20 protein-coding genes and 1 riboswitch are annotated in these 20169 nt (G+C 65.5%); of the genes, 7 read left to right on the forward strand and 13 right to left on the reverse strand.

Annotated features, from left to right (window positions below; all coding sequences use genetic code 11):
• Positions 1–28 precede the first annotated feature (28 nt).
• From purB to map, 6 genes are all read right to left on the reverse strand, one after another.
• Complete coding sequence (gene purB / locus AC1P6P_RS12130) at positions 29–1330, reverse strand: adenylosuccinate lyase (RefSeq protein ID WP_481402700.1); 1302 nt, start codon at positions 1328–1330, stop codon at positions 29–31.
• A 31-nt stretch (positions 1331–1361) separates the two neighbouring features.
• A complete protein-coding gene (locus AC1P6P_RS12135) occupies positions 1362–2936 on the reverse strand; it encodes an ABC transporter ATP-binding protein (protein ID WP_481402701.1) in 1575 nt (524 codons plus the stop codon).
• Complete coding sequence (locus tag AC1P6P_RS12140; protein WP_481402702.1) at positions 2933–3736, reverse strand: hypothetical protein; 804 nt, start codon at positions 3734–3736, stop codon at positions 2933–2935. Before AC1P6P_RS12140 ends, AC1P6P_RS12135 begins: the two co-directional genes overlap by 4 nt.
• A complete protein-coding gene (locus AC1P6P_RS12145) occupies positions 3733–4605 on the reverse strand; it encodes an ABC transporter permease subunit (RefSeq protein ID WP_481402703.1) in 873 nt (290 codons plus the stop codon). Before AC1P6P_RS12145 ends, AC1P6P_RS12140 begins: the two co-directional genes overlap by 4 nt.
• A 70-nt stretch (positions 4606–4675) precedes the next feature.
• Positions 4676–5347 (reverse strand): RadC family protein, encoded by a 672-nt coding sequence (gene radC / locus AC1P6P_RS12150; RefSeq protein ID WP_481402719.1) that lies wholly within the window; start codon positions 5345–5347, stop codon positions 4676–4678.
• A 92-nt stretch (positions 5348–5439) separates the two neighbouring features.
• Positions 5440–6264 carry a type I methionyl aminopeptidase gene (map, locus tag AC1P6P_RS12155; protein ID WP_481402704.1) on the reverse strand — a complete coding sequence of 275 codons (825 nt, stop codon included), beginning with the start codon at positions 6262–6264 and terminating at the stop codon, positions 5440–5442.
• 115 nt (positions 6265–6379) lie between these two features.
• Between map and AC1P6P_RS12160 the strand changes: the two genes are divergently transcribed.
• Both AC1P6P_RS12160 and AC1P6P_RS12165 read left to right on the forward strand, forming a co-directional pair.
• Positions 6380–7132 (forward strand): competence/damage-inducible protein A, encoded by a 753-nt coding sequence (locus AC1P6P_RS12160; RefSeq protein WP_481402705.1) that lies wholly within the window; start codon positions 6380–6382, stop codon positions 7130–7132.
• Positions 7133–7314: 182 nt separating this feature from the next.
• On the forward strand, positions 7315–7584 hold the full coding sequence (locus AC1P6P_RS12165) for a hypothetical protein (RefSeq protein WP_481402706.1): 270 nt from the start codon (positions 7315–7317) through the stop codon (positions 7582–7584).
• Between the two features lie 6 nt (positions 7585–7590).
• On the opposite strand, the gene AC1P6P_RS12170 is transcribed toward AC1P6P_RS12165, so the two are convergent.
• Positions 7591–8331 (reverse strand): RNA methyltransferase, encoded by a 741-nt coding sequence (locus tag AC1P6P_RS12170; protein WP_481402707.1) that lies wholly within the window; start codon positions 8329–8331, stop codon positions 7591–7593.
• Between the two features lie 141 nt (positions 8332–8472).
• Between AC1P6P_RS12170 and AC1P6P_RS12175 the strand changes: the two genes are divergently transcribed.
• From AC1P6P_RS12175 to AC1P6P_RS12185, 3 genes are all read left to right on the forward strand, one after another.
• Positions 8473–9684, forward strand: coding sequence for an NADP-dependent isocitrate dehydrogenase (locus AC1P6P_RS12175; RefSeq protein WP_481402708.1), 1212 nt, complete (start codon positions 8473–8475; stop codon positions 9682–9684).
• A gap of 59 nt (positions 9685–9743) precedes the next feature.
• Positions 9744–10205, forward strand: coding sequence for a hypothetical protein (locus tag AC1P6P_RS12180; protein WP_481402709.1), 462 nt, complete (start codon positions 9744–9746; stop codon positions 10203–10205).
• A gap of 138 nt (positions 10206–10343) precedes the next feature.
• Positions 10344–10946 carry a carbonic anhydrase gene (locus tag AC1P6P_RS12185; protein ID WP_481402710.1) on the forward strand — a complete coding sequence of 201 codons (603 nt, stop codon included), beginning with the start codon at positions 10344–10346 and terminating at the stop codon, positions 10944–10946.
• Here the strand turns inward: AC1P6P_RS12185 and AC1P6P_RS12190 are convergent.
• The 3 genes from AC1P6P_RS12190 to AC1P6P_RS12200 are packed head-to-tail and all read right to left on the reverse strand — an operon-like array spanning position 10924 to position 13769.
• Positions 10924–11565 (reverse strand): anaerobic ribonucleoside-triphosphate reductase activating protein, encoded by a 642-nt coding sequence (locus tag AC1P6P_RS12190; protein WP_481402711.1) that lies wholly within the window; start codon positions 11563–11565, stop codon positions 10924–10926. The two genes, AC1P6P_RS12185 and AC1P6P_RS12190, sit on opposite strands and share 23 nt — an antisense overlap.
• A gap of 3 nt (positions 11566–11568) precedes the next feature.
• The gene (gene nrdD, locus AC1P6P_RS12195; protein WP_481402712.1) at positions 11569–11742 is read right to left on the reverse strand and encodes an anaerobic ribonucleoside-triphosphate reductase; all 174 of its coding nucleotides are present in this window, start codon (positions 11740–11742) and stop codon (positions 11569–11571) included.
• Positions 11743–11753: 11 nt separating this feature from the next.
• Complete coding sequence (locus AC1P6P_RS12200) at positions 11754–13769, reverse strand: ribonucleoside triphosphate reductase (RefSeq protein WP_481402713.1); 2016 nt, start codon at positions 13767–13769, stop codon at positions 11754–11756.
• Between the two features lie 91 nt (positions 13770–13860).
• Positions 13861–14043: riboswitch (cobalamin riboswitch) on the reverse strand.
• A 206-nt stretch (positions 14044–14249) separates the two neighbouring features.
• On the opposite strand from AC1P6P_RS12200, the gene AC1P6P_RS12205 reads away from it, so the two are divergent.
• Both AC1P6P_RS12205 and AC1P6P_RS12210 read left to right on the forward strand, forming a co-directional pair.
• A complete protein-coding gene (locus AC1P6P_RS12205; RefSeq protein WP_481402714.1) occupies positions 14250–15122 on the forward strand; it encodes a hypothetical protein in 873 nt (290 codons plus the stop codon).
• An 85-nt stretch (positions 15123–15207) separates the two neighbouring features.
• Positions 15208–15588 (forward strand): VOC family protein, encoded by a 381-nt coding sequence (locus tag AC1P6P_RS12210; RefSeq protein WP_481402715.1) that lies wholly within the window; start codon positions 15208–15210, stop codon positions 15586–15588.
• A 63-nt stretch (positions 15589–15651) separates the two neighbouring features.
• Here the strand turns inward: AC1P6P_RS12210 and AC1P6P_RS12215 are convergent, their stop codons facing one another.
• The 3 genes from AC1P6P_RS12215 to AC1P6P_RS12225 all read right to left on the reverse strand — a co-directional run.
• Complete coding sequence (locus AC1P6P_RS12215) at positions 15652–16893, reverse strand: cyclic nucleotide-gated ion channel (protein WP_481402716.1); 1242 nt, start codon at positions 16891–16893, stop codon at positions 15652–15654.
• Between the two features lie 4 nt (positions 16894–16897).
• On the reverse strand, positions 16898–19555 hold the full coding sequence (alaS, locus tag AC1P6P_RS12220) for an alanine--tRNA ligase (RefSeq protein ID WP_481402717.1): 2658 nt from the start codon (positions 19553–19555) through the stop codon (positions 16898–16900).
• 171 nt (positions 19556–19726) lie between these two features.
• On the reverse strand, positions 19727–20169 hold a 443-nt coding region (locus AC1P6P_RS12225; RefSeq protein ID WP_481402718.1), incomplete at its 5' end, for a recombinase RecA family protein.

Raw genomic sequence — 20169 nt, forward strand, 5'->3', positions numbered from 1 at the left:
GGTTGGGACGGTGATCCGGATCCGGCGTTTAGCCGAACACGCGGGCGAAGATCGTGTCGACGTTTTTCAGATGGAAGCCAAGGTCGAACAGCGATTCCAACTCGGCGACCGACAGGGCAGCGGAAACGTCGGCATCGGCCTTCAACAGATCGAGGAGGGCGCCTTCGCCGTTGAAGGCGCGCATGGCGTTCTTCTGCACCAGGCGATAGGCGACTTCGCGCGGCAATCCCTTTTGGGTCAGCGCCAGCATCACCCGCTGGCTGTTGACGACGCCATGGGTGCGATTGAGGTTGGCCAGCATGTGCTCGGGATAGACCACCAGCTTCGCCATCAGGCCGGTCATGCGGGCCAGTGCGAAGTCGAGCGTGATGGTGGCATCGGGGCCGATGTAGCGCTCCACCGAGGAATGCGAGATATCGCGCTCGTGCCACAGCGCCACGTTTTCCAGCGCCGGGATCACCGCCGAGCGCACCATGCGGGCAAGGCCGGTGACGTTCTCCGACAGGATCGGGTTTCTCTTGTGCGGCATCGCCGACGAGCCCTTCTGGCCGGGCGAAAAATATTCCTCGGCTTCCAACACTTCGGTGCGCTGCAGATGGCGGATTTCCACTGCCAGCCGCTCGAGCGAGGAGGCAACCACGGCCAGCGCGGCGAAGAAGGCGGCATGGCGGTCGCGCGGAATCACTTGGGTGGAAACCGGTTCCACTTTGAGGCCCAATTGCGCCGCAACGTATTCTTCCACCTGCGGCGCGACGCTGGCGAAGGTGCCGACCGGCCCCGAAATGGCGCAGGTCGCGATCTCTTCCTTGGCGGTGACGAGGCGCGCGCGGGCCCGCTGGAACTCGGCGTAATAGCCGGCGAGCTTGAGCCCGAACGTCGTCGGTTCGGCATGGATGCCGTGGCTGCGCCCGATGGTCGGGGTCAGCTTGTGTTCCAGCGCGCGGGTCTTCAGCGCTTCCAGCAGCTTGTCGACATCGGCAATGAGAAGATCGGCGGCGCGGCTCATCTGTACCGCAAGGCAGGTGTCGAGCACGTCCGAGGAGGTCATGCCCTGATGGACGAAGCGCGCCTCCGGTCCGACGATTTCCGAAAGGTGGGTGAGGAAGGCGATGACGTCGTGTTTGACCTCGCGTTCGATCTCGTCGATGCGCTCGACATTGAAGGTCGCGACCGAGCCTTTTTCCCACACCGTCTTGGCGGCGCTTTCGGGAATGACGCCGAGCTGGGCGAGCGCGGTGGCGGCATGGGCCTCGATTTCGAACCAGATGCGGAACTTGGTTTCGGCCGACCAGATCGCGGTCATGTCGGCGCGGGCGTAGCGCGGGATCATTTTCCTGACATCCTCGGGAATCGGGCGGACCCTAAACCGAACCTTCATCCGGCGGAAGATCGCTCGGCAGCACCGCCTGGATCAGCGCCTTGGAGGCGTCGTGCTTGGGCTCGCGCACGATATGGGCAATCGAGCCGCGTTCGGCGATCTTGCCGTCGTGGAACACCATGGCGTCGTCGGCCAGCGCCTGGGCGACGGTGAAGTCGCTGGTCACCACCAGGAAGGCGGGGCCCTGGGTGGCGCGGAAATCGATCAGCACTTCGCGCATGATGGTCTGGGCGAAGGCGTCCAGCCCCTTCAAGGGCTCGTCGACCACCACCAGCAGCGGGGCGGCGACGAAGGCACGCGCCACCTGCAGCCGGCGCTTGTCGAACGGGGAGAGCGAAGCGACGGTGCGCTTTCCCGCATGACTGGCAAGCCCCACCCGCTTCAAGGCGGCATCGCGATAGCCGGCGATGAGTTCGCGGGTCAGGCTGAGGTGGGCGCGCAAGGGCTCGTCGACCGTTTCATGGATGGTCATGCGCGGATCGAGCGAATCGTCCTCGCCGGTGACGAAGGCGATGCGCCGGCGGATGCGCGCCGCCATGGCTTCCGACAGGCGGTAGAGATCGACGGCATCGAACAACACCCGCCCGCTCGGGGCTTTGTCGAAGCCGAGCAGGGCGCGCAGCAGCGCCCGCCGCCCGGACCCCGCCTCGCCGACCAGGGCCAGCGAAGCGCCGCGCCGGAGCTCGAAGGTCAGCCCGTCGCGCATCGGCGTCTTGGGCTGGAACGACAGTCCGTGCACCTGCAACAAGGGCTGGCCGCGCGCCGCGGCCGTGCGCGGCTTGGGCGGATCGAGGTTGAGCTGCGGCAGCGCCTTGAACAGGGTCTTGGTATAGGCGTGGGCGTGGCCGCTCATCAGTCGCGCCGCTTCGCCTTCTTCCACCACCCGCCCGGCGCGCAGCACCAGCACCCGGCCGCCGATCCGCGTCGCCGCCTGCAATCCGCCGGTGGCATAGAGAAGCGCAAAGGCGAGCCGGCGATGCTCCTGTTTCAAGAGCCCCATCATCAGTTTGACCGCGGTGGGACCGAGGTCGGCGAAGGGATGGTCGGCAAGGACAAGGTCGGGGGTCTGGGCACTGACCGCGGCGAGAAGGCCGATGGCGAGCGTCACCGGATCGAGCTGGGCCGGCTTGGCATCGAGCAGTGGCAGCGTCACCGCGGTGGCAAAGCGCTCGAGGGCGAGACGCAGTTCTTCGCGGGCGCTGCCGAACGGCGCCCCCAGCTTGCGCGCCACGATGCGCACCAGCTGTTTCAGCACGCTCGAATGCGGCGACAAGGGGCCGGCCAGCGGATTGGGCAGATAGGCGACGCGGATCGGCGGTTTCAGGCGCTTGGCGGCGGAGCGGGGCTCGCTGGCGGCAAAGCGGATGGTGCCCGAGATGACGTCGGCCTTGTCGGGAAAGCCGCCGAGGACGCGCAGCAGCGCGTCTTTGCCGGAGCCCTCTTCGCCGAGGACGATGGCGCTGTCGCCGCGGTCAAGCGTCAGCGACAGCCGGTCGAGGGTGCGCACGCCGGCATGGCTGACGGTCAGTTGGTTCAGTTCGAGCAGCGGTTCGCTCATGCCCGCTCCCCTTCGCCGAGTCCGGCGGCCAGCCGCGCGCACAGGATCAGGATCACCAGTGCGAGCGCCGGGAAGGCCGCCGTCCACCAGGCGGAAAAATAGCTGATTTTGGCGGCGGCGATGATGAGCCCAAGGTCGCGGGCCGGCGGGGTCGCGCCGAAACCGAGGAAGGAGGCGGTCGACAGCAGAATCGTCACCGCCGCCAGGGCGCGGGCGACGACGCTGCCGAGCAGATGGCGGAATTCATAGGTGAGGTCACGCTTCAAGAGGGTCATGCCGGGAATGCCGGTGGCACGGGCATAGGTGGCGTGGCTGGACTGCAGGTCGACGGCGTCGAAGGCGCGCACGAAGCCGAGCGGGGCGGTGGCGAGTCCGGCGGCGAGGATGACAAAGTCGTGGCCGAGCAGCCCGATCATCAGGATGGCGAGGAGCAGCGCCGGCACCGCCGCCAAGACGCCCCAAAGGCCGCGGAACACCAGGGCGAGGCCGCGCGGCAGCCGCACCGCGACGGCACCGAACAGCCCGCCGGCGACGATGGCGATCATGGCCGCCAGCACCGCATCGACGCCGGTGACGGCAAGCCCGTGCAAGGTCTCGCTGAAAACGTCGCGGCCGAGCAGGTCGGTGCCGAAGGGATGCGGTTCCGACGGCGGGCTCAAGACGGCGCCGGTCATCAGCGTGCCGGCAGGGGCATGGGCGAGGAAATCGCTGAGCAGCACCACCAGCGCCAGCAGCCCCAGTCCGAACCAGCCGGCGCTGCGCAGGATGAGGCCCGTGGTGGAGCTGTCGCGCCCGCTCATGGCCGCCCTCCCGGGGTCATGGCGCGGGCCACCACGGTGCCGAGGACGTCGCTCAGGATGGTCAAAAGCGCGAACAGGAAAACCAGGATGGCGGCCAGATTCCAGTCGGCCAGGGCGACCGATTTGACGAACAGGTCGGCGGCGCCGTCGCGGTGGAACACCCATTCCGCGACCACGGTGGCCGAGGCCAGCGCCAGCACGATTTCGCGGGCGCCGGCGAACAGGCAGGCGACGATCTGCGGCAGGACGTAGAGCGTCTCGATTTCAACGACGCCGAGCCCCATCCGCTTGAGCCCGGTGCGGAAGGCCTGGCCGCTCGATTGGCTCGAGGCTCGCCTGAGCACCAGCTGCACCGCCGAGGCGCCGGCCAGGCCGACGGTCACCACCGGCAGGGCGAGAATCGGCCAGAGCTGGTCCGGCGGCACCGCAGAGCCGACCGTCGCGTTGACGCTGACCGGCCAGCCGAGCCCTTCAGCCGCCAGGAAGGCGAGGGCGAGGCCGGAGCAGAACACCGGCGTCGCCGTGATCACCTGGATCAGCGGGGCGGCCAGCTTGCGCGCCGGGCCGAGGGCGAACAGCAGGCCGAACGGCACGCCGGCGACCAGCGCGAAGGCGCCGCCGAGCGCGATCAGCGCCAGGGTCTGGGGCAGGTGCAGGGCGAGTTCTTGGGCGACCGCATTGCCGCTGACGGCGCTGACCCCGAGATCGAGGCGGATGAAATGGAACAGGTGACTGCCGAAAGCCGCGAAGAATCCCCGCAGGTTATGGGCATAGGGCTCGCCGACGGCCGCAATTGCCGCGGCGACCAAGCCGGCCCCCACCACTCCGACCACCAAACGCAGTGCTTGGCGGGCTATGAACCGCTGCATCAGCCCCCACCTTTCGGCTTCTTGTATAGCAGCCGAACGATCGTCCCCGAAGTCTTCTAAGCGGATTTTCTTAAAGCAAGCCCAAGGCCTTGAAGCTGACATGCCCGCTGCGGCCGACCACCACATGGTCGTGGACGACGATCCCCAGCGCCCGGGCGGCGTCGGCAACATCGCGGGTCATGGTGATGTCGGCCTTGGACGGGGTGGGGTCGCCGGAGGGATGGTTGTGGACCAGGATCAAGGCCGACGCCCCGTGCTCGAGCGCCCGCTTGACGATTTCACGGGGATAGACCGGGGTGTGGTCGATGGTTCCGGTCGATTGCACCTCGTCGGCGATCAGGATGTTCTTGCGGTCCAGGAAAAGAACCCGGAATTCCTCTTTCTGGGCCCGGGCCATGGCGGCGGCGCAATAGTCGAGCAAGGCCGCCCACGACGCCAAGGCGGGCCGCCCCAGGACCCGGGTCTTGGCCAGACGCCGCGCCGCGGCTTCGACGATTTTCAGCTGGGTCACCACTGCGATGCTGGCCCCTTCCACTTCCAGGAGGCGTTCGCGCGGCGCCGCGATCACCTCGGCGAAGCTGCCGAAGCGGGCGATCAGGGTCTTGGCGAGGGGTTTGACATCGCGCCGGGGCACCGCCGCGAACAGCGCCAGCTCGAGCAGTTCGTAATCCGGCAAGGCGTCGGGACCGGCACCGAGGAAGCGATCGCGCAGCCGCTCGCGATGGCCGAGGTAATGCGGCATTTCCACATCGGACACGGAGCGATCGGATTTGGGCGGCACGACAACCCCCGCGATTCCGGGAGCGATCCTATCACAACCGCCGTTGGTTGCGGCTACAGGTAGGGCGGCTTGTGCCAGCCTTTGGGCGACAGCGTGAAAATCTCGACACCGTTTTCGGTGACGCCGACCGCGTGCTCGAATTGCGCCGAGAGCGAACGGTCGCGGGTGACCGCGGTCCAGCCGTCCGACAGCACCTTCACGCCATAGCCGCCGAGATTGATCATCGGCTCGACGGTGAAGAACATGCCCGGCTTGAGGCCGATGCCGTGTCCCGGCTTGCCGTAATGGACGATGTTGGGCAGGGCATGAAACACCTGGCCGAGGCCGTGGCCGCAGAAATCGCGCACCACGCTGCACTTTTCCTCGCCCTCGACATAGGACTGGATGGCATGGCCGATGTCGCCGGTGGTGGCGCCGGGCTTGATCGCCGCAATGCCGCGCATCATCGATTCATAGGTGATTTCGACTAGGCGGGCGGCTTTGCGCTTGACCTCGCCGACCAGGTACATGCGGCTGGAATCGCCGTGCCAGCCGTCGAGGATCACGGTCACGTCGATGTTGACGATATCGCCGTCCTTCAAGGGACGATCGGCCGGCATGCCGTGGCAGACGACGTGGTTGATCGAGGTGCAGAGGGTGAATTTGTAGCCGCGATAGCCGAGACAGGCCGGCACTGCGCCATGGCTGACGATGTAGTCGTAGGCGACCTTGTCGAGATGGGCCGTGGTGACGCCCGGCCTGACCTCGGGCACCATGAGGTCGAGCACCTCCGCCGCCAGACGGCCGGCGCGGCGCATCCCCTCGAAATCCTTTTCGGTATGAAGCGCCACCGCGAAATGGGCCTTGCGGGCGGCTTCGAAGACCTCAGAAACTTGCATCACTCGGGCATCTAATCGACGTTTCACCCCTAATCTAGGGTGCAACCCCTTTCAATTCCACCCATGCCGTAGTTTTCCCTAGTCCGGGTGGCCGGACGAGGACACAATCGCCGCCATGAACCAAAATCCCACCGCCGCGGTCCTGGTGATCGGCGACGAGATCCTGTCGGGTCGCACGCAGGACACGAATTCGGGCACGATCGCGCGGTTTCTGGCCGATCTCGGCATAACCTTGCGGGAAATCCGCGTCGTCGGCGATGTCGAAGCGGAAATCGTCGCCGCCTTGAACGCCTTGCGGTCGCGCTACGGCTGCGTCCTCACCACCGGCGGCATCGGCCCCACCCACGACGACATCACCGCCGACGCGGTCGCCAAGGCGTTCGGGGTTGCGATCGACTACCATCCCGAGGCGCTGGCGCTGCTCGCCGCGCGCTACGCCGATCCGGCCGATTTCAACGATTCCCGCAAGCGCATGGCCCGCATCCCCACTGGCGCGAGCCTGATCCGCAACAGTGTGTCCGCGGCGCCCGGTTTTCAGCTCGACACTGTGTTCGTGCTGGCGGGAGTGCCCGCGATCATGCGCGCCATGCTCGATGAGGTTGCGCCGCGGCTGTCGCGCGGGCGTCCGGTGGTGACGATTACGGTCGCCGCTGGTGTGGCGGAAGGCGCGATCGCTGGGCCGCTGGCAACGGTCCAGGCCCGCCATCCCGAGGTCGCGATCGGCTCCTATCCGGTCTATCGGGCTGACGGATATGGCGTGCAGCTGGTGGCGCGCGGGTTCGAGCGGGCGGCGGTGGAAGCCGTTGCTGCGGAAATCACCATGCTGCTGGAAGCGGCAGGCGGGACTGCGGAGCGGCTTTCACCTTAACGTCGAATCCACCTCGGGTGCGCCGGTTGGCAATGGTAATAACCGGTAAACGGTGTATCGTGGGTTTTACAAAAATGCGGGCGGGATTGAATTCGGCCCCAAGGTGTTGGGAAATACGCGCCGGTCCGGGTCCGGAACTCGGCGCAAGCACCGGCGGATGAACCGCCGCAAGGGTGGGGTGCATGCGTAGGTTTTGGTTGGCGATAACCGTCGGCCTCGGCGTTGCCGCCGCCGGCGTTGCGGTCGCCGAAAACCTGACCTCCTCGAAGGGCACCGACTTCTTCGCGCCCGGCAATCATCAGTTCTATGTCTGGTGTCAATCGGGCGGCGATTTCACCGTCAGCCAGCGCGGGTCTTCGGCCGAAGACGCCCAGATGCGGCTTTACAACGGCATCAAAGCCAAAGGCCGCCCCGCTTGCTGGCCGGTCTGGCAAGGCAAGATATCAGGCTAACCTCCCTCACTCCTTCGGGGGGGCGCGGTGTTTGCCTTTGGCGAGCGCCACGATCATGCCGCGCAGGGTCTGCACCTCTTGATACGTGAGCTGGGCGCGGTGGATGGTGGCGCGGATGGCGCGGCTCATATGCTCGCGCTTGTCAGGCGGATAGAGAAACCCGGTGCGCGTCAGTTCGCCTTCGAGGTGATCGAACAGCTGGAACAGCTCTTCGCGCGTCGGGCGGCGATGGATCGGATTGTGCTCGATCTTGGAAGCTGGCGTGTCGTCTTCGATCTTGAACCACTCGTAGCAGCAGAGCAGCACCGCCTGGCCAAGATTGAGCGAGGCGAATTCCGCGGTCGGGATGGTGATGACGCAATCGGCGAGCGAGACATCGTCGTTCTCGAGCCCGGCCCGCTCGTTGCCGAACAACAGGCCGGTCTTGTCGCCGACCGTCGCCCGGCGCAGGCGTTTGGCCGCCTCGCCGGGGGTGATGATCTCCTTGGTGATGCCGCGGTCGCGCGCGGTGGTGGCATAGACGACGTTGAGGTCGGCCAGCGCCTCGGGCAGGGTATCGTAGAGCTTGGCGTCGTCGAGCACGCTCTTGGCGGTGACCGCCATGGCGTAGGCCTTCTCATTGGGCCAGCCGTCGCGGGGGGCGACCAGCCTGAGGTCCGCGAGGCCGAAATTCTTCATGGCGCGAGCGGCGGCGCCGATATTCTCGCCCAATTGCGGGCGGCACAGGATGATGGCGGGGGTGGTCATCACAAGGGTCCAGATATTAGAACTGCCGCGTCAGCGGAAAGCACCCGCTTACCATTTTGTACCGTGGGTTTGCACGAGACCTTTGACGCCCGGTGAACTCTTGGCTAGAACGACTCCAATCTACTCCTTCCGAGGCCTCCCATGAACAAGATCAAGGTAGCCAACCCCGTCGTCGAGCTCGACGGCGACGAGATGACCCGCATCATCTGGGATCTGATCAAGCAGAAACTGATCCTGCCCTACCTTGATGTGAAGCTGGAGTATTACGACCTCTCGGTGGAGCACCGCGACGCCACCGAGGACCGGGTGACGGTGGACTCGGCTGAGGCGATCCTGCGCCACGGGGTCGGCGTCAAATGCGCCACCATCACGCCGGACGAAGCCCGGGTGAAGGAATTTTCCCTCAAGAAGATGTGGAAGTCGCCCAACGGGACCATCCGCAACATTTTGGGCGGGGTGATCTTCCGTGAGCCGATCATCTGCCAGAACGTGCCGCGCCTGGTTCCCGGCTGGACCCAGCCGATCGTCATCGGCCGCCATGCCTTCGGCGATCAGTACCGCGCCACCGATTTCAAGTTCCCGGGAGCCGGCACGCTGACGCTGAAATTCGTCGGCGACGACGGCAAGGTGATCGAGCACGAGGTGTTCAAGGCGCCCGGCGCCGGCGTCGTGATGGGGATGTACAATCTCGACGAGTCGATCCGCGATTTCGCCCGCGCCTCGATGAATTACGCGCTGGCGCGGGGTTATCCGCTCTATCTGTCGACCAAGAACACCATCCTGAAAGCCTATGACGGCCGCTTCAAGGATCTGTTCCAGGAGGTGTTCGACGCCGAATTCGCCGACACCTACAGGGCCAAGGGCCTCACCTACGAGCACCGCCTGATCGACGACATGGTGGCCTCGGCGCTGAAATGGTCGGGCGGTTATGTCTGGGCCTGCAAGAATTACGACGGCGACGTGCAGTCCGATACGGTGGCGCAGGGCTTCGGCTCGCTCGGTTTGATGACCAGCGTGTTGATGACGCCCGATGGCCAGATCGTCGAAGCCGAGGCCGCGCACGGCACGGTGACGCGCCATTACCGCGAGCACCAGAAGGGCAAGCCGACCTCCACCAATTCGATCGCTTCCATCTTTGCCTGGACCCGCGGGCTGGCCCATCGCGCCAAACTCGACGGCAACGAGGCGCTCGCCGAGTTTTCGCACGCGCTCGAAAGAGTCTGCGTCGAGACGGTGGAATCGGGCTTCATGACCAAGGACCTCGCGCTCCTTGTCGGTCCCGACCAGAAATGGCTGACCACCGAAGGCTTCCTCGACAAGGTCGACGAGAATCTGAAAGCCGCGATGGCCTGACACGGCGGTCGCGTTCGCCAGGTGCGCTAAGCTCCCGGACCTCACCCGGGGGCCTCTTCATGCGCAGAATCCTGTCTGTTGTTGCTGCAATACTGTTTGGCGCTGGAGCGGCCAACGCCGCGGTGCCTGCGCCCCGCGCCATATCGGGCTGGGTCGTATCCCAATTTACGCCAGGCGGCGGCGGTTGCACCGCGCGGCGGGTCGGGCGCGAAGTGAACGTGTCGCTGATGATCAATGGCCGCGATCACATCGTGGTGGCGGTGGCGCGGCCGGATTGGCGGCTCGAACCGGGCAAGACGGTGGAGGCCACGCTCACCATCGACGACGGAGCGCCGCAGACAGTTCAGGTCTCGCCGATGATGGTGTTGGCTCTGTTCGAGGTCGATTCCGCGGATCTGGAGCAGCACATGCTGCATGGCCGCTCGATGCAGCTGCGCTTCCCATGGGGGAGTTTCACAGCCGATTTGACGGCGGCAAACGAAGCAGTGGAGGCCGTGCGCGAATGCAACAAGCAACCCTGATGGCAGCCGCAGAAATCGGCCAGCCATCGCACCCTTCGGCCGCAAAGCCGCCGGTTTGACGGCAGCGTCGGCGGCGGGCGATTTCCCCTGTCCGGGCGAAGGCGCTAGGCTCGCCGGCGTTCGGTCAGGAAGCCTCTCATGAAATCGCTCATCGCCGGGTACCGGCAGTTTCGCCGCGACGTGTGGCCGGCCGCCAAAAGCCATTACGCCACCTTGGCCAAAGGCCAGAAGCCGCACACGCTGGTGATCTCGTGCAGCGATAGCCGCGTCGATCCGGCGGCGATCTTTTCCATGCGTCCCGGTGAGATGTTCGTGGTGCGCAATGTCGCCTCGGTGGTGCCGCCCTATGAAACCAATGGCGGCCATCATGGCGTCTCGGCGGCGATCGCGTTTGCCGTGATCAATCTCGAGGTCGCCCGCGTGGTGGTGCTGGGGCACGAAAGCTGCGGCGGCGTGGCGGCGGCGCTGGATACCCATAACCTCACGACGCCATTCCTGTCGGACTGGGTGGATCTGCTGGCACCAGCGATCCACAAATGCGCCGGATGTGCGGGACAACTCGACGTCGAATATGAATCGATCCGGCTGTCGCTCGGCCGGCTGATGACGTTTCCGTTCGTCGCCGAGCGCGTCGCGAACAGGCACCTCCAATTGATCGGCGCGCACTTCAGGATTTCGGATGGCACGCTGTCGCTGCTCGATCCGGCCGATCAGACGTTCAAGCCGGTGACCGAGGATTGACCAAGGCGGGGTTATCGCACCCCTGGGGGCGGAACGGCTGCACCAGGGTCGGGCCTGAGCCGTGGGCGGCGAGATCGGCATTGAGGCGGGCAAGCGCGGCGTCGTCGAGCAGCGCCGGATGAACCGTGGTGCGCAATTGATGCGGCACGCCGCTCGCGACCAGCAGCGTCAGACTTTCCTTGGCCGCCGCGCCGCTGCCGGCGACACCGGTGATCATTTCGTATTCGGCGAACGGCGCCTTGATGTCGAACCCGACCCAATCGAGGAGCGGCAGCACCGCTGCCAGCCGCTGCGGTGCCGGTCCTCCGGTGTGCAGCGCAGTGCGAAACCCGAGCGCCCGCACCTCGGCGAGCGCCTCCGGCAGGGCCGATTGCAGCAGCGGCTCGCCGCCGGAAAACACGACGCCGTCGAGCAATCCGCGACGGGTATCGAGAAATGCGACAACCTCGGCCCATGACGGTCCGTTGCCGTGGGCGGGCCTTAAATGCGGGTTATGGCAATAGGGGCAAGCCCAGCCGCAGCCTCGGCAGAACACCGTCGCCGCCAGTTCGCCGGGCCAGTCGCACGCCGACCAGGTCTGCAAGCCCCCAACACGCAAGACGACGCGCAGCTCAGCCACCGATCAGCCGCCGCATTTGGCTTCGACGAAATAGGTGCGCTCGGCGAATTCGCTTTGCTTGCCGCGATTGAACGAGGCGACCGGGCGGTGATAGCCCATCACCCGCGTCCACACTTCGCAGGGCTGGCGTTCGCTGTCGTCGAGGAGGGCGGGATCGATCACGACATGTTCGGTCATGGCAGGATTCCTTATTCGGCCGCCTGGGCCAGTTTCTTGGCGATGAGCGCTTCATCGCATTTGGGACAGAAGGCATGCTCGCCGGCGATGTAGCCGTGCTTGGGGCAGATCGAGAAGGTCGGCGTCACGGTGATGTAGGGCAGCGAGAAATTCGACAGCGCCCGTTTGACCAGCTTCTTGCAGGCTTCGCCCGACGACAGGCGCTCCTGCATGTAGAGATGCAGCACGGTGCCGCCGGTATATTTCTTCTGCAGCGGCTCCTGGCGGCGCAGCGCCTCGAAGGGATCGTCGGTGAATCCGACCGGCAGCTGGCTGGAGTTGGTGTAATAGGGCTGATCGGGCGTGCCCGCCTGCAGCATGTCGGGGAAGCGCTTCTTGTCCTCGCGCGCAAAGCGATAGGTGGTGCCTTCCGCCGGCGTGGCTTCGAGATTGTAGAGGTGGCCGGTCTCTTCCTGGAAGCGCACGATCATGGCCCGTACATGGTCGAGGAATTCGAGCGCGAAGGCGGAGCCTTGCGGCGTCGTGATGTCCTCGGCATCGCCCGTGTAGTTGCGGATCATCTCGTTGATGCCGTTGACGCCGAGCGTCGAGAAGTGGTTCCGCAGGGTGCCGAGGTAGCGCTTGGTATAGGGGAACAGGCCATTGTCCATATGGCTCTGGATCACCTTGCGCTTGATCTCGAGGGTGGCGCGGCCGACGTCCAGGAGGGTGTCGAGGGCTGCGAACAGCCCGGCCTTGTCGCCCTTGTGCAGGAAGCCGAGGCGGGCGCAGTTGAGGGTGACGACGCCGACCGATCCGGTCTGCTCGGCCGATCCGAACAGGCCGTTGCCGCGCTTCAAGAGTTCGGTGAGGTCGAGCTGCAGCCGGCAGCACATCGAGCGCACCATGTTGGGCTTCAGTTCGGAATTGAGGAAGTTCTGGAAATAGGGCAGGCCGTATTTCGCCGTCATCTCGAACAGGCGCTCGGCGTTCTCGCTCTCCCAGGGAAAGTCCGGCGTGATGTTGTAGGTCGGAATCGGAAAGGTGAAGACGCGGCCCTTGGCATCGCCGGTCGTCATCACGTCCATGTAGGCGCGGTTGATGGCATCCATCTCGGCCTGCAGATCGCCGTAGGTGAAGTCCATCTCTTCGCCGCCGATCAGCGGCACCTGCTCGCACAGGTCTTCCGGGCAGGTCCAGTCGAAGGTGAGGTTGGTGAACGGCGTCTGGGTGCCCCAGCGCGACGGCACATTGAGGTTATAGATCAGCTCCTGGATGCACTGACGAATCTCTTCGTAGCTCATCCGGTCCTTCCGCACGAACGGCGCCATATAGGTGTCGAACGAGGAAAACGCCTGGGCGCCGGCCCATTCGTTCTGCAGGGTGCCGAGGAAATTGACGATCTGACCGACCGCGCTCGACATGTGCTTGGGCGGCGCCGCTTCGATCTTGCCGGGCACGCCATTGAGGCCTTCGTTGAGGAGAGTCCTCAGCGACCAGCCGGCGCAATAGCCCGCCAGCATATCGAGATCGTGGATGTGGATGTCGCCGTCGCGGTGCGCCTTGCCCGCTTCCGGCGGATAGACATGGCTCAGCCAGTAGTTCGCGGTCATCTTGCCGGAGACGTTGAGGATCAGGCCGCCGAGCGAATAGCCCTGGTTGGCATTGGCGTTGACCCGCCAGTCGGCGCGGCTGAGGTATTCGTTGATCGAGGTTTCGACATCGACCACCGTCTTCTTGTCCTGGCGCAGGCGGGCGCGCTTCTCGCGATAGACAATGTAGGCGCGGGCGGTGGCGAAGTGATTGGCGCTGATCAGCACCTGTTCGACGACGTCCTGGACCTGTTCGATGTGCGGCGGAACATCGATGAAGCGGTACGACAGCACCTTCACCGCCTGGATGGCGAGGAGATCGGCTTCCGGCGTATCGAATTCGCCCGTCGCCTTGCCGGCGCGTTCGACCGCCGAACGGATTTTTCCGGCATCGAACGCCACCACATCGCCGGAGCGCTTGACGACGTGGCGGGGAGAGACAAGACGGGCCATCATGGCACGGAACCTTCGCGTGATGGGCAGAGGCGCGAGCAAATCCACCGGCCGCAAACGCAGCCGATCGACCCGCCGGTGCACCCCGCCCGGGGACAATTTGTTGGTTACGGCAGGTCTCCTGGCTCGCGACCCCTTGCCGAGCCTTCCCGGCCAACCTGGCCAGTGGCGTCCTTCGGCAAGGACTTGTCGCTTACAGTTGCGGGGGCAGCGCAGGCATTGCACCTGCTTCCCTCTTCGTCCCGTGAGTCGGGGAACCGTAACGCTAGAGCTATGGTGAAGGTTTGGTTACGCCGCGGTCAAGACTCGCGGCTCCGGCATTTCATCACGGGGGGCAAATTTCATCCTTGCGCCGCTCGGTTGGGCACAGCTTCAGGCTGTCGAATCAGCGCCGACTAGCGTGAATGTCCCGCGGGCGGCGTTCCTGCCACAGGACTGTCGCGGGCCGATGCCTTATAAACGGCGGTTCAAGCGGAGGCGGTGATGCGCGCAGTTGGTTTCCTGGTGCTGGCGGCAATTTTGTCCGCGGCAGCCGCGCACGCCGATGTGCCCGACGGCTGGCAGCTGGCGCGCGATGGCGCGGCGTGCGAGGCCGATTTTCCCCAAACCGGCGACGGCGCCATGCTGACCATCGCGGTGGTGGGGCCGCAGCATCTGCTCCTGTTGCAGAACCCGGCCTTTCCCGAACCGAAACAGTCCACCAATGTGACGCTGCAATTCGACAACGGCGAGACCTTCGCCATGGAGGCGATGGGGTCCAATCACATCTACGGCTTCGGCATCACGCCCGAGATCGGCATGGCGCTGCGTCTCGGCCACCGGCTCACCGCGACGGTCGAGGGCAAATCCTATGTCTTCCGTTTCACCCGCGCCGACATGGCGATGGACGCGGCTGCCCATTGCGCCGGCACCAAGACCCTTCCGGAAATCTGGAGTGACGCCCCCAAGCCGGTGCCGGGCGCGCCGGGCTGGATGATCCTCGAGAATCTCGCCGGCACCGGCCAATGCAGCGTCCGGCGCAACAGCCCGGAGGTCAACACCTCGCTGGCGCTGACTGGCCAGGGCCGTCTGCTGCTGATTGCCGGCCGGCCCGATTGGGCGCGGTGGAGCGACAAGATCGCCGCCACGCTTGCCGTCGACGATGCGCCGCCGGTTGCCGTGGAGGCGCTTGGATTCCAGAATCTGGTGATGCTGCCGGTCGCCGACGACGCCCTCCTGCACAAGGTGGAAGCCGCCAAGATACTGACCTGGCAGCTGCCCTGGGGCACCTTCCATGCTGAGGTGGACGGATTGGGCGCCGCGGAAGCGGCGATGCGCGCCTGCACGGCAAAAAGCGCTGCGAATGCACGGCATTAGCAGAGCGACCAGCCGCCGCATCGAGGCGAATGTTCTTGATTTGTTCGGCGCCTTCGGCTAAGATTCCTCCAACAGGGAGAGCGACATGCTGGGATACGTGACCATCGGCGCGTTGGACGTGGAAGCATCGGGCAAGTTTTACGATGCGGTGCTGGCGCACCTCGGCGACGAGCGCAAATTCGCCGACAATGGCTGGATCGGCTATGGCCCCAAGGGCGCCGACAGCCACTATTTCTATCTCTGCCCGCCCTTCAACAAGGAGCCGGCGACCGGTGGCAACGGCACCATGCTGGCGTTCAAGGCGCCGTCGCAGGACGCGGTCGATGCCGCCTACGCGGCCGGCATGGCGGCTGGCGGCAGCGACGAAGGGGGTCCCGGCTTCCGTCCGCCCGAAGGCGACAAATTCTACGGCGCCTATTTGCGCGATCCGACCGGCAACAAGATCTGCGTCTATTTCGCGAAATGACCTTTCCTTCCCCGTACTTCGCGGGGGAGGCGGATCATCGCGAAGCGATGAGACGGAAGGGGCTCAGTCGTCTTCGCGGTATTCGTAGCGGCGCTGGGCGGCGGCGGCGATTTCCACCGAGGCGATGTCGCCGCGCCCGACCCGGATCAGATGCGCCTTGGCGGCTTCCTCGATGTGCAGGCGCAGCATCGGGTGCTTGCGCGTCAGGGTGGTGAAATCCTCCGCCGACAGTGCCAGCAGCCGGCAATTGGTGGTGGCGACGATGGTGGCGCGGCGGTGGGTGTCGTGCAGCAGCGCCAGCTCGCCGAAGAAGTCGCCGGGCCCGAACTTGACCCGCTTGTTGGGCAGTTCGGCTTCGACCTCGCCGGAGACGATGAAATACATCGCGTGCGCCGGCGCGCCCTTGACCGAAATGATGGTGCCGCGCGCCACGCTTTGGCTGCGCAAGACGTTCATCACCTCGCCGAGCAGGCGGGCATCGAAATCCTTGAACAGCGGCACCCGCGCCAGCATGCCGAAGGTGACGACGAATTCGCGCTGATGAATGGTGTTGACGAAGCCATTGGCGACGATGCCGACCGGCAGCGCCAGGATGCCGAGGCCCATCACCATGGTGCAGCCGGCAATCAGGCGGCCGAGCGCGGTAATCGGCACTTCGTCGCCATACCCGACGGTGGTGAGCGTCGTGATCGCCCACCACATCGCCGACGGGATGGTGCCGAACTTCTCGGGTTGGACGGCGCCTTCCGCGGCGTGCATGGCGGCGGCAGCGAAGACGGTGGCGCACATGATGAGCAGAAGCGTGCCGAACAGCGCCCGCCGCTCGGCCGAGACGACGCGCCCCAGCGTCGACAGCGCCGGCGAATAGCGCGCGATCTTCATCAGGCGCAACAGCCGCACCATGCGCAGGAAACGGAAATCGAGGAACGGAAAAAACGCCGTGAAATAGACCGGCGCCACGGCGAGGAAATCGATCACCATGGTCGGCTTCAAGGCGGCCTTGAGCCGGCCGTGCCAGCGTCCTTTTTCGCGGATCAGCGGGTCTTCCACCGCAACCCACAGCCGCAGGGCGTATTCCACCGTGAACACCGCCACCGAGAACACCTCGAACACTTCGAGGTCGAACCAATAGGGCTGGCGAATGGAAGGCACGCTGGCGAGCGTGAACGCCGCCACATTGGCGATGATGAGGATGATCAGGAACGCTTCCACCAGCGCACCGGTGAAGCCGTGCGCCGGGCCGCCTTCGAGCACGAGATAAACGCGGCGGCGGAACCTTCGATAGCGGTCGACCGCCGGTCTCATCGGCTCAACCGGCGAGTTTGGCCTCGATGGCTGCGAGCGCCGCTGTCGCCTTGGTCGCGTCGGGACCGCCGGCCTGGGCCATATCGGGTCGGCCGCCGCCGCCCTTGCCGCCCAAAGCTTCCGCCCCCGTCCGCACCAGATCGACCGCGCTGACCGTCTTGGTCAGGTCATCGGTGACGCCCACAACGATCGAAGCTTTGCCGTCGGCGACGGCCACGAAAACCACCACGCCGGACCCGATCTTGGTCTTGGCCTCGTCGGCCAGGCCTTTCAGATCCTTCGGCGACACGCCTTCCACCACCCGGGCCACCAGCTTGAAGCCGCCGACCTCTTTGACGTCGCTTTCGGCGCCGCCTTTCGCGGGACCGGCGAGCGCCAGCGCCCGCTTGGCATCCGACAGTTCGCGTTCGAGACGGCGGCGCTCCTCGGCCAGCTGCGCCACCCGCGCCGGCAGTTCGGCCGGACTGGTCTTCAAGGCGGCAGCGGCTTCGCGCGCCAGATCGGACTGATGCGACAGATACTGCCGCGCCCCTTCCGAGGTCAGCGCTTCGATGCGGCGCACGCCCGAGGCGACCGCGCTTTCCGACAGGATGGTGAAGAGGCCGATGTCGCCGAGACGGTGGACATGGGTGCCGCCGCACAGTTCCACGGAATAGGGCTTGTCGCCGCCGGTTTCGCCCAGATCGCGGCCCATCGTCAGCACACGGACTTCGTCGCCGTACTTTTCGCCGAACAGCGCCATGGCACCGGACTGGATCGCCTGCTCGGTCGGCATCAGCCGGGTGGCGACGTCGGAGTTCTGGCGGATCACGGCATTGACCATGGTTTCCACCGCCGCCAGCTCGTCGGCGTTCACCGCCTTGGGATGGCTGAAGTCGAAGCGCAGGTGTTCGGGCGACACCTCGGAACCCTTTTGGGCGATGTGGGGTCCGAGAACGCGCTTCAACGCGGCCTGCAGCAGATGGGTCGCCGAATGGTTGGCGCGCGTCGCCCGGCGCAATTCGCCGTCGACCTTGAGGTCAAGGGAATCGCCGACCGCGATCTCGCCTTTGGTGATGTTCACGACATGCACCGTCAGGGCGCCGAGCTTCTTCTCGGTATCGATCACCGTGCCGGCGGCCTTGGGCGAGGCGACGGTACCGCGATCGCCGACCTGACCGCCCGATTCGCCGTAGAACGGGGTTTGGTTGGTCAGGATACGGACGGTTTCGCCGGCGTTGGCCGTGGTCACCCGCTTGCCGTCCTTGAAGATCGCCAGCACGGTGCCTTCGGCCTCTTCGGTGTCGTAGCCGAGGAACTCGGTCTTGCCGAACTCGTCGAGCACCGCAAACCAGGAGCCTTCGGTCGCCGCTTCGCCGGAACCGGCCCAGGCTTTGCGCGCTTCGGCCCGCTGGCGGTTCATCGCGTCGGTGAAGCCGGTGAGGTCGACGCCGATGCCGCGCGAGCGCAGCGAATCCTGGGTCAGGTCGAGCGGGAAGCCGAAGGTGTCATAGAGCTTGAACGCGGTCTCGCCGTCGAGCGTATCGCCCTTGCCGAGCGAGCCGGTGGCTTCATCGAGCAGCTTAAGGCCGCGCGCCAGGGTTTCGCGGAAGCGGGTTTCTTCCAGCTTCAGGGTTTCGACGATCAGCGCCTGGCCGCGGCCGAGTTCGGGATAAGCCTCGCCCATTTCGGCCACCAGCGACGGCACCAGGCGGTGCATCAGCGGGTCCTTGGAGCCGATCAGATGAGCGTGGCGCATGGCCCGGCGCATGATGCGGCGCAGGACATAGCCGCGGCCTTCGTTCGACGGCAGCACGCCCTCGGCGATCAGGAACGAGGAGGCGCGCAGATGGTCGGCGATGACGCGATGGCTGGCCCGAACCTCGTCGGTGTTGCCGCCGGTGCCGGAAAATTCCACCGAGGCCGCGATCAAATGGCGGAACAGGTCGGTGTCATAATTGTTGGTGACGCCCTGCAGGATGGCGGCGAGCCGCTCCAGCCCCATGCCGGTGTCGATCGACGGCCGCGGCAGGTCGATGCGGGTGCTTTCGTCCACCTGCTCGAACTGCATGAACACGAGGTTCCAGAATTCGAGGAAGCGGTCGCCGTCTTCTTCCGGGCTGCCGGGAGGGCCGCCCCACAGGCTGGGGCCCTGGTCGATGAAGATTTCCGAGCAATAGCCGCACGGCCCCACCGGACCCATCGCCCACAGGTTCGATTCATGGCTGATGATGCGCTCGTCGGGAAGGCCGGCGATCTTCTTCCAAAGGGTGCGGGCTTCGGCGTCCTTGGGATAGACGGTGACGTAGAGCTTGTCGGTGGAGAGCCCGATCGTCTTGGTGACGAAGTCCCAGGCGAAGGTGATCGCGTCTTCCTTGAAGTAGTCGCCGAACGAGAAGTTGCCCAGCATCTCGAAGAAGGTGTGGTGGCGGGCGGTGTAGCCGACGTTGTCGAGATCGTTGTGCTTGCCGCCGGCGCGGACGCATTTCTGCACCGTCGTCGCCCGGTTGTACGGTCGCTTCTCGGCGCCGGTGAACACGTTCTTGAACTGGACCATGCCGGCGTTGGTGAACAGCAGCGTAGGATCGTTGCGCGGCACCAGCGGCGAGGACGGGACCACGGCGTGTCCGCGGTCGCGGAAGAACGCCAGGAAGGCGGAGCGGAGATCAGCAAGACTCGTCATGGGAGGACCTTTTAGCGGGCCGTAAAATTGTTGTCATCCTGGCAGCAGCCGTAGCGGCATTGCCGCCAGTTTGTCGCGGGTCTTGCAAGTGGGAAGGGGCGCAGCGGTTGCCCGCCACGCCCCCTCTGGAGTCGCTCCCTCATGCCAATAAGGGAACAGACAGGGAAAATCCTAGCCCTCCGCGGCGTCCGCCTCCTCGCTGCCGAGGGCCAGCGCCTGACCGATCAGGCCGGCATTCTGGCGGATGGCCGCCTCGATGGCGTTGGCCACGTCCGGGTTGGCGGCGAGATAGGCTTTGGAGGCTTCGCGGCCCTGGCCGATGCGGGTGCCATCATGGGAGAACCAGGACCCCGACTTCTCCACGATCCCGGCTTTGACGCCGAGATCCAAGAGCTCGCCGGTCTTGGAGATGCCCTGTCCATACATGATATCGAATTCGACCTGTTTAAAGGGCGGGGCGACTTTATTCTTGACCACTTTGACGCGGGTCTGGTTGCCCACCACCTCGTCATGATCCTTGATGGCGCCGATCCGGCGGATGTCCAGGCGCACCGAAGAGTAGAATTTCAACGCATTGCCGCCCGTCGTCGTCTCCGGGTTGCCGAACATAATGC

The organism is Rhizomicrobium sp. (assembly GCF_056722145.1).

Excerpts from the sequence above, each read along its gene's own strand:
- AC1P6P_RS12200 (WP_481402713.1), bottom strand. The coding sequence starts at position 13,769 with ATGATGGCCCGTCTTGTCTCTCCCCGCCACGTCGTCAAGCGCTCCGGC.
- AC1P6P_RS12205 (WP_481402714.1), top strand. The coding sequence starts at position 14,250 with ATGCGCGCAGTTGGTTTCCTGGTGCTGGCGGCAATTTTGTCCGCGGCA.
- radC (WP_481402719.1), bottom strand. The coding sequence starts at position 5,347 with ATGCCGCATTACCTCGGCCATCGCGAGCGGCTGCGCGATCGCTTCCTC.
- nrdD (WP_481402712.1), bottom strand. The coding sequence starts at position 11,742 with ATGACCGAACATGTCGTGATCGATCCCGCCCTCCTCGACGACAGCGAA.
- map (WP_481402704.1), bottom strand. The coding sequence starts at position 6,264 with ATGCAAGTTTCTGAGGTCTTCGAAGCCGCCCGCAAGGCCCATTTCGCG.
- AC1P6P_RS12185 (WP_481402710.1), top strand. The coding sequence starts at position 10,344 with ATGAAATCGCTCATCGCCGGGTACCGGCAGTTTCGCCGCGACGTGTGG.
- AC1P6P_RS12165 (WP_481402706.1), top strand. The coding sequence starts at position 7,315 with ATGCGTAGGTTTTGGTTGGCGATAACCGTCGGCCTCGGCGTTGCCGCC.
- AC1P6P_RS12215 (WP_481402716.1), bottom strand. The coding sequence starts at position 16,893 with ATGAGACCGGCGGTCGACCGCTATCGAAGGTTCCGCCGCCGCGTTTAT.
- AC1P6P_RS12160 (WP_481402705.1), top strand. The coding sequence starts at position 6,380 with ATGAACCAAAATCCCACCGCCGCGGTCCTGGTGATCGGCGACGAGATC.
- AC1P6P_RS12135 (WP_481402701.1), bottom strand. The coding sequence starts at position 2,936 with ATGAGCGAACCGCTGCTCGAACTGAACCAACTGACCGTCAGCCATGCC.
- AC1P6P_RS12140 (WP_481402702.1), bottom strand. The coding sequence starts at position 3,736 with ATGAGCGGGCGCGACAGCTCCACCACGGGCCTCATCCTGCGCAGCGCC.
- purB (WP_481402700.1), bottom strand. The coding sequence starts at position 1,330 with ATGATCCCGCGCTACGCCCGCGCCGACATGACCGCGATCTGGTCGGCC.
- AC1P6P_RS12210 (WP_481402715.1), top strand. The coding sequence starts at position 15,208 with ATGCTGGGATACGTGACCATCGGCGCGTTGGACGTGGAAGCATCGGGC.
- AC1P6P_RS12170 (WP_481402707.1), bottom strand. The coding sequence starts at position 8,331 with ATGACCACCCCCGCCATCATCCTGTGCCGCCCGCAATTGGGCGAGAAT.
- alaS (WP_481402717.1), bottom strand. The coding sequence starts at position 19,555 with ATGACGAGTCTTGCTGATCTCCGCTCCGCCTTCCTGGCGTTCTTCCGC.
- AC1P6P_RS12145 (WP_481402703.1), bottom strand. The coding sequence starts at position 4,605 with ATGCAGCGGTTCATAGCCCGCCAAGCACTGCGTTTGGTGGTCGGAGTG.
- AC1P6P_RS12180 (WP_481402709.1), top strand. The coding sequence starts at position 9,744 with ATGCGCAGAATCCTGTCTGTTGTTGCTGCAATACTGTTTGGCGCTGGA.
- AC1P6P_RS12175 (WP_481402708.1), top strand. The coding sequence starts at position 8,473 with ATGAACAAGATCAAGGTAGCCAACCCCGTCGTCGAGCTCGACGGCGAC.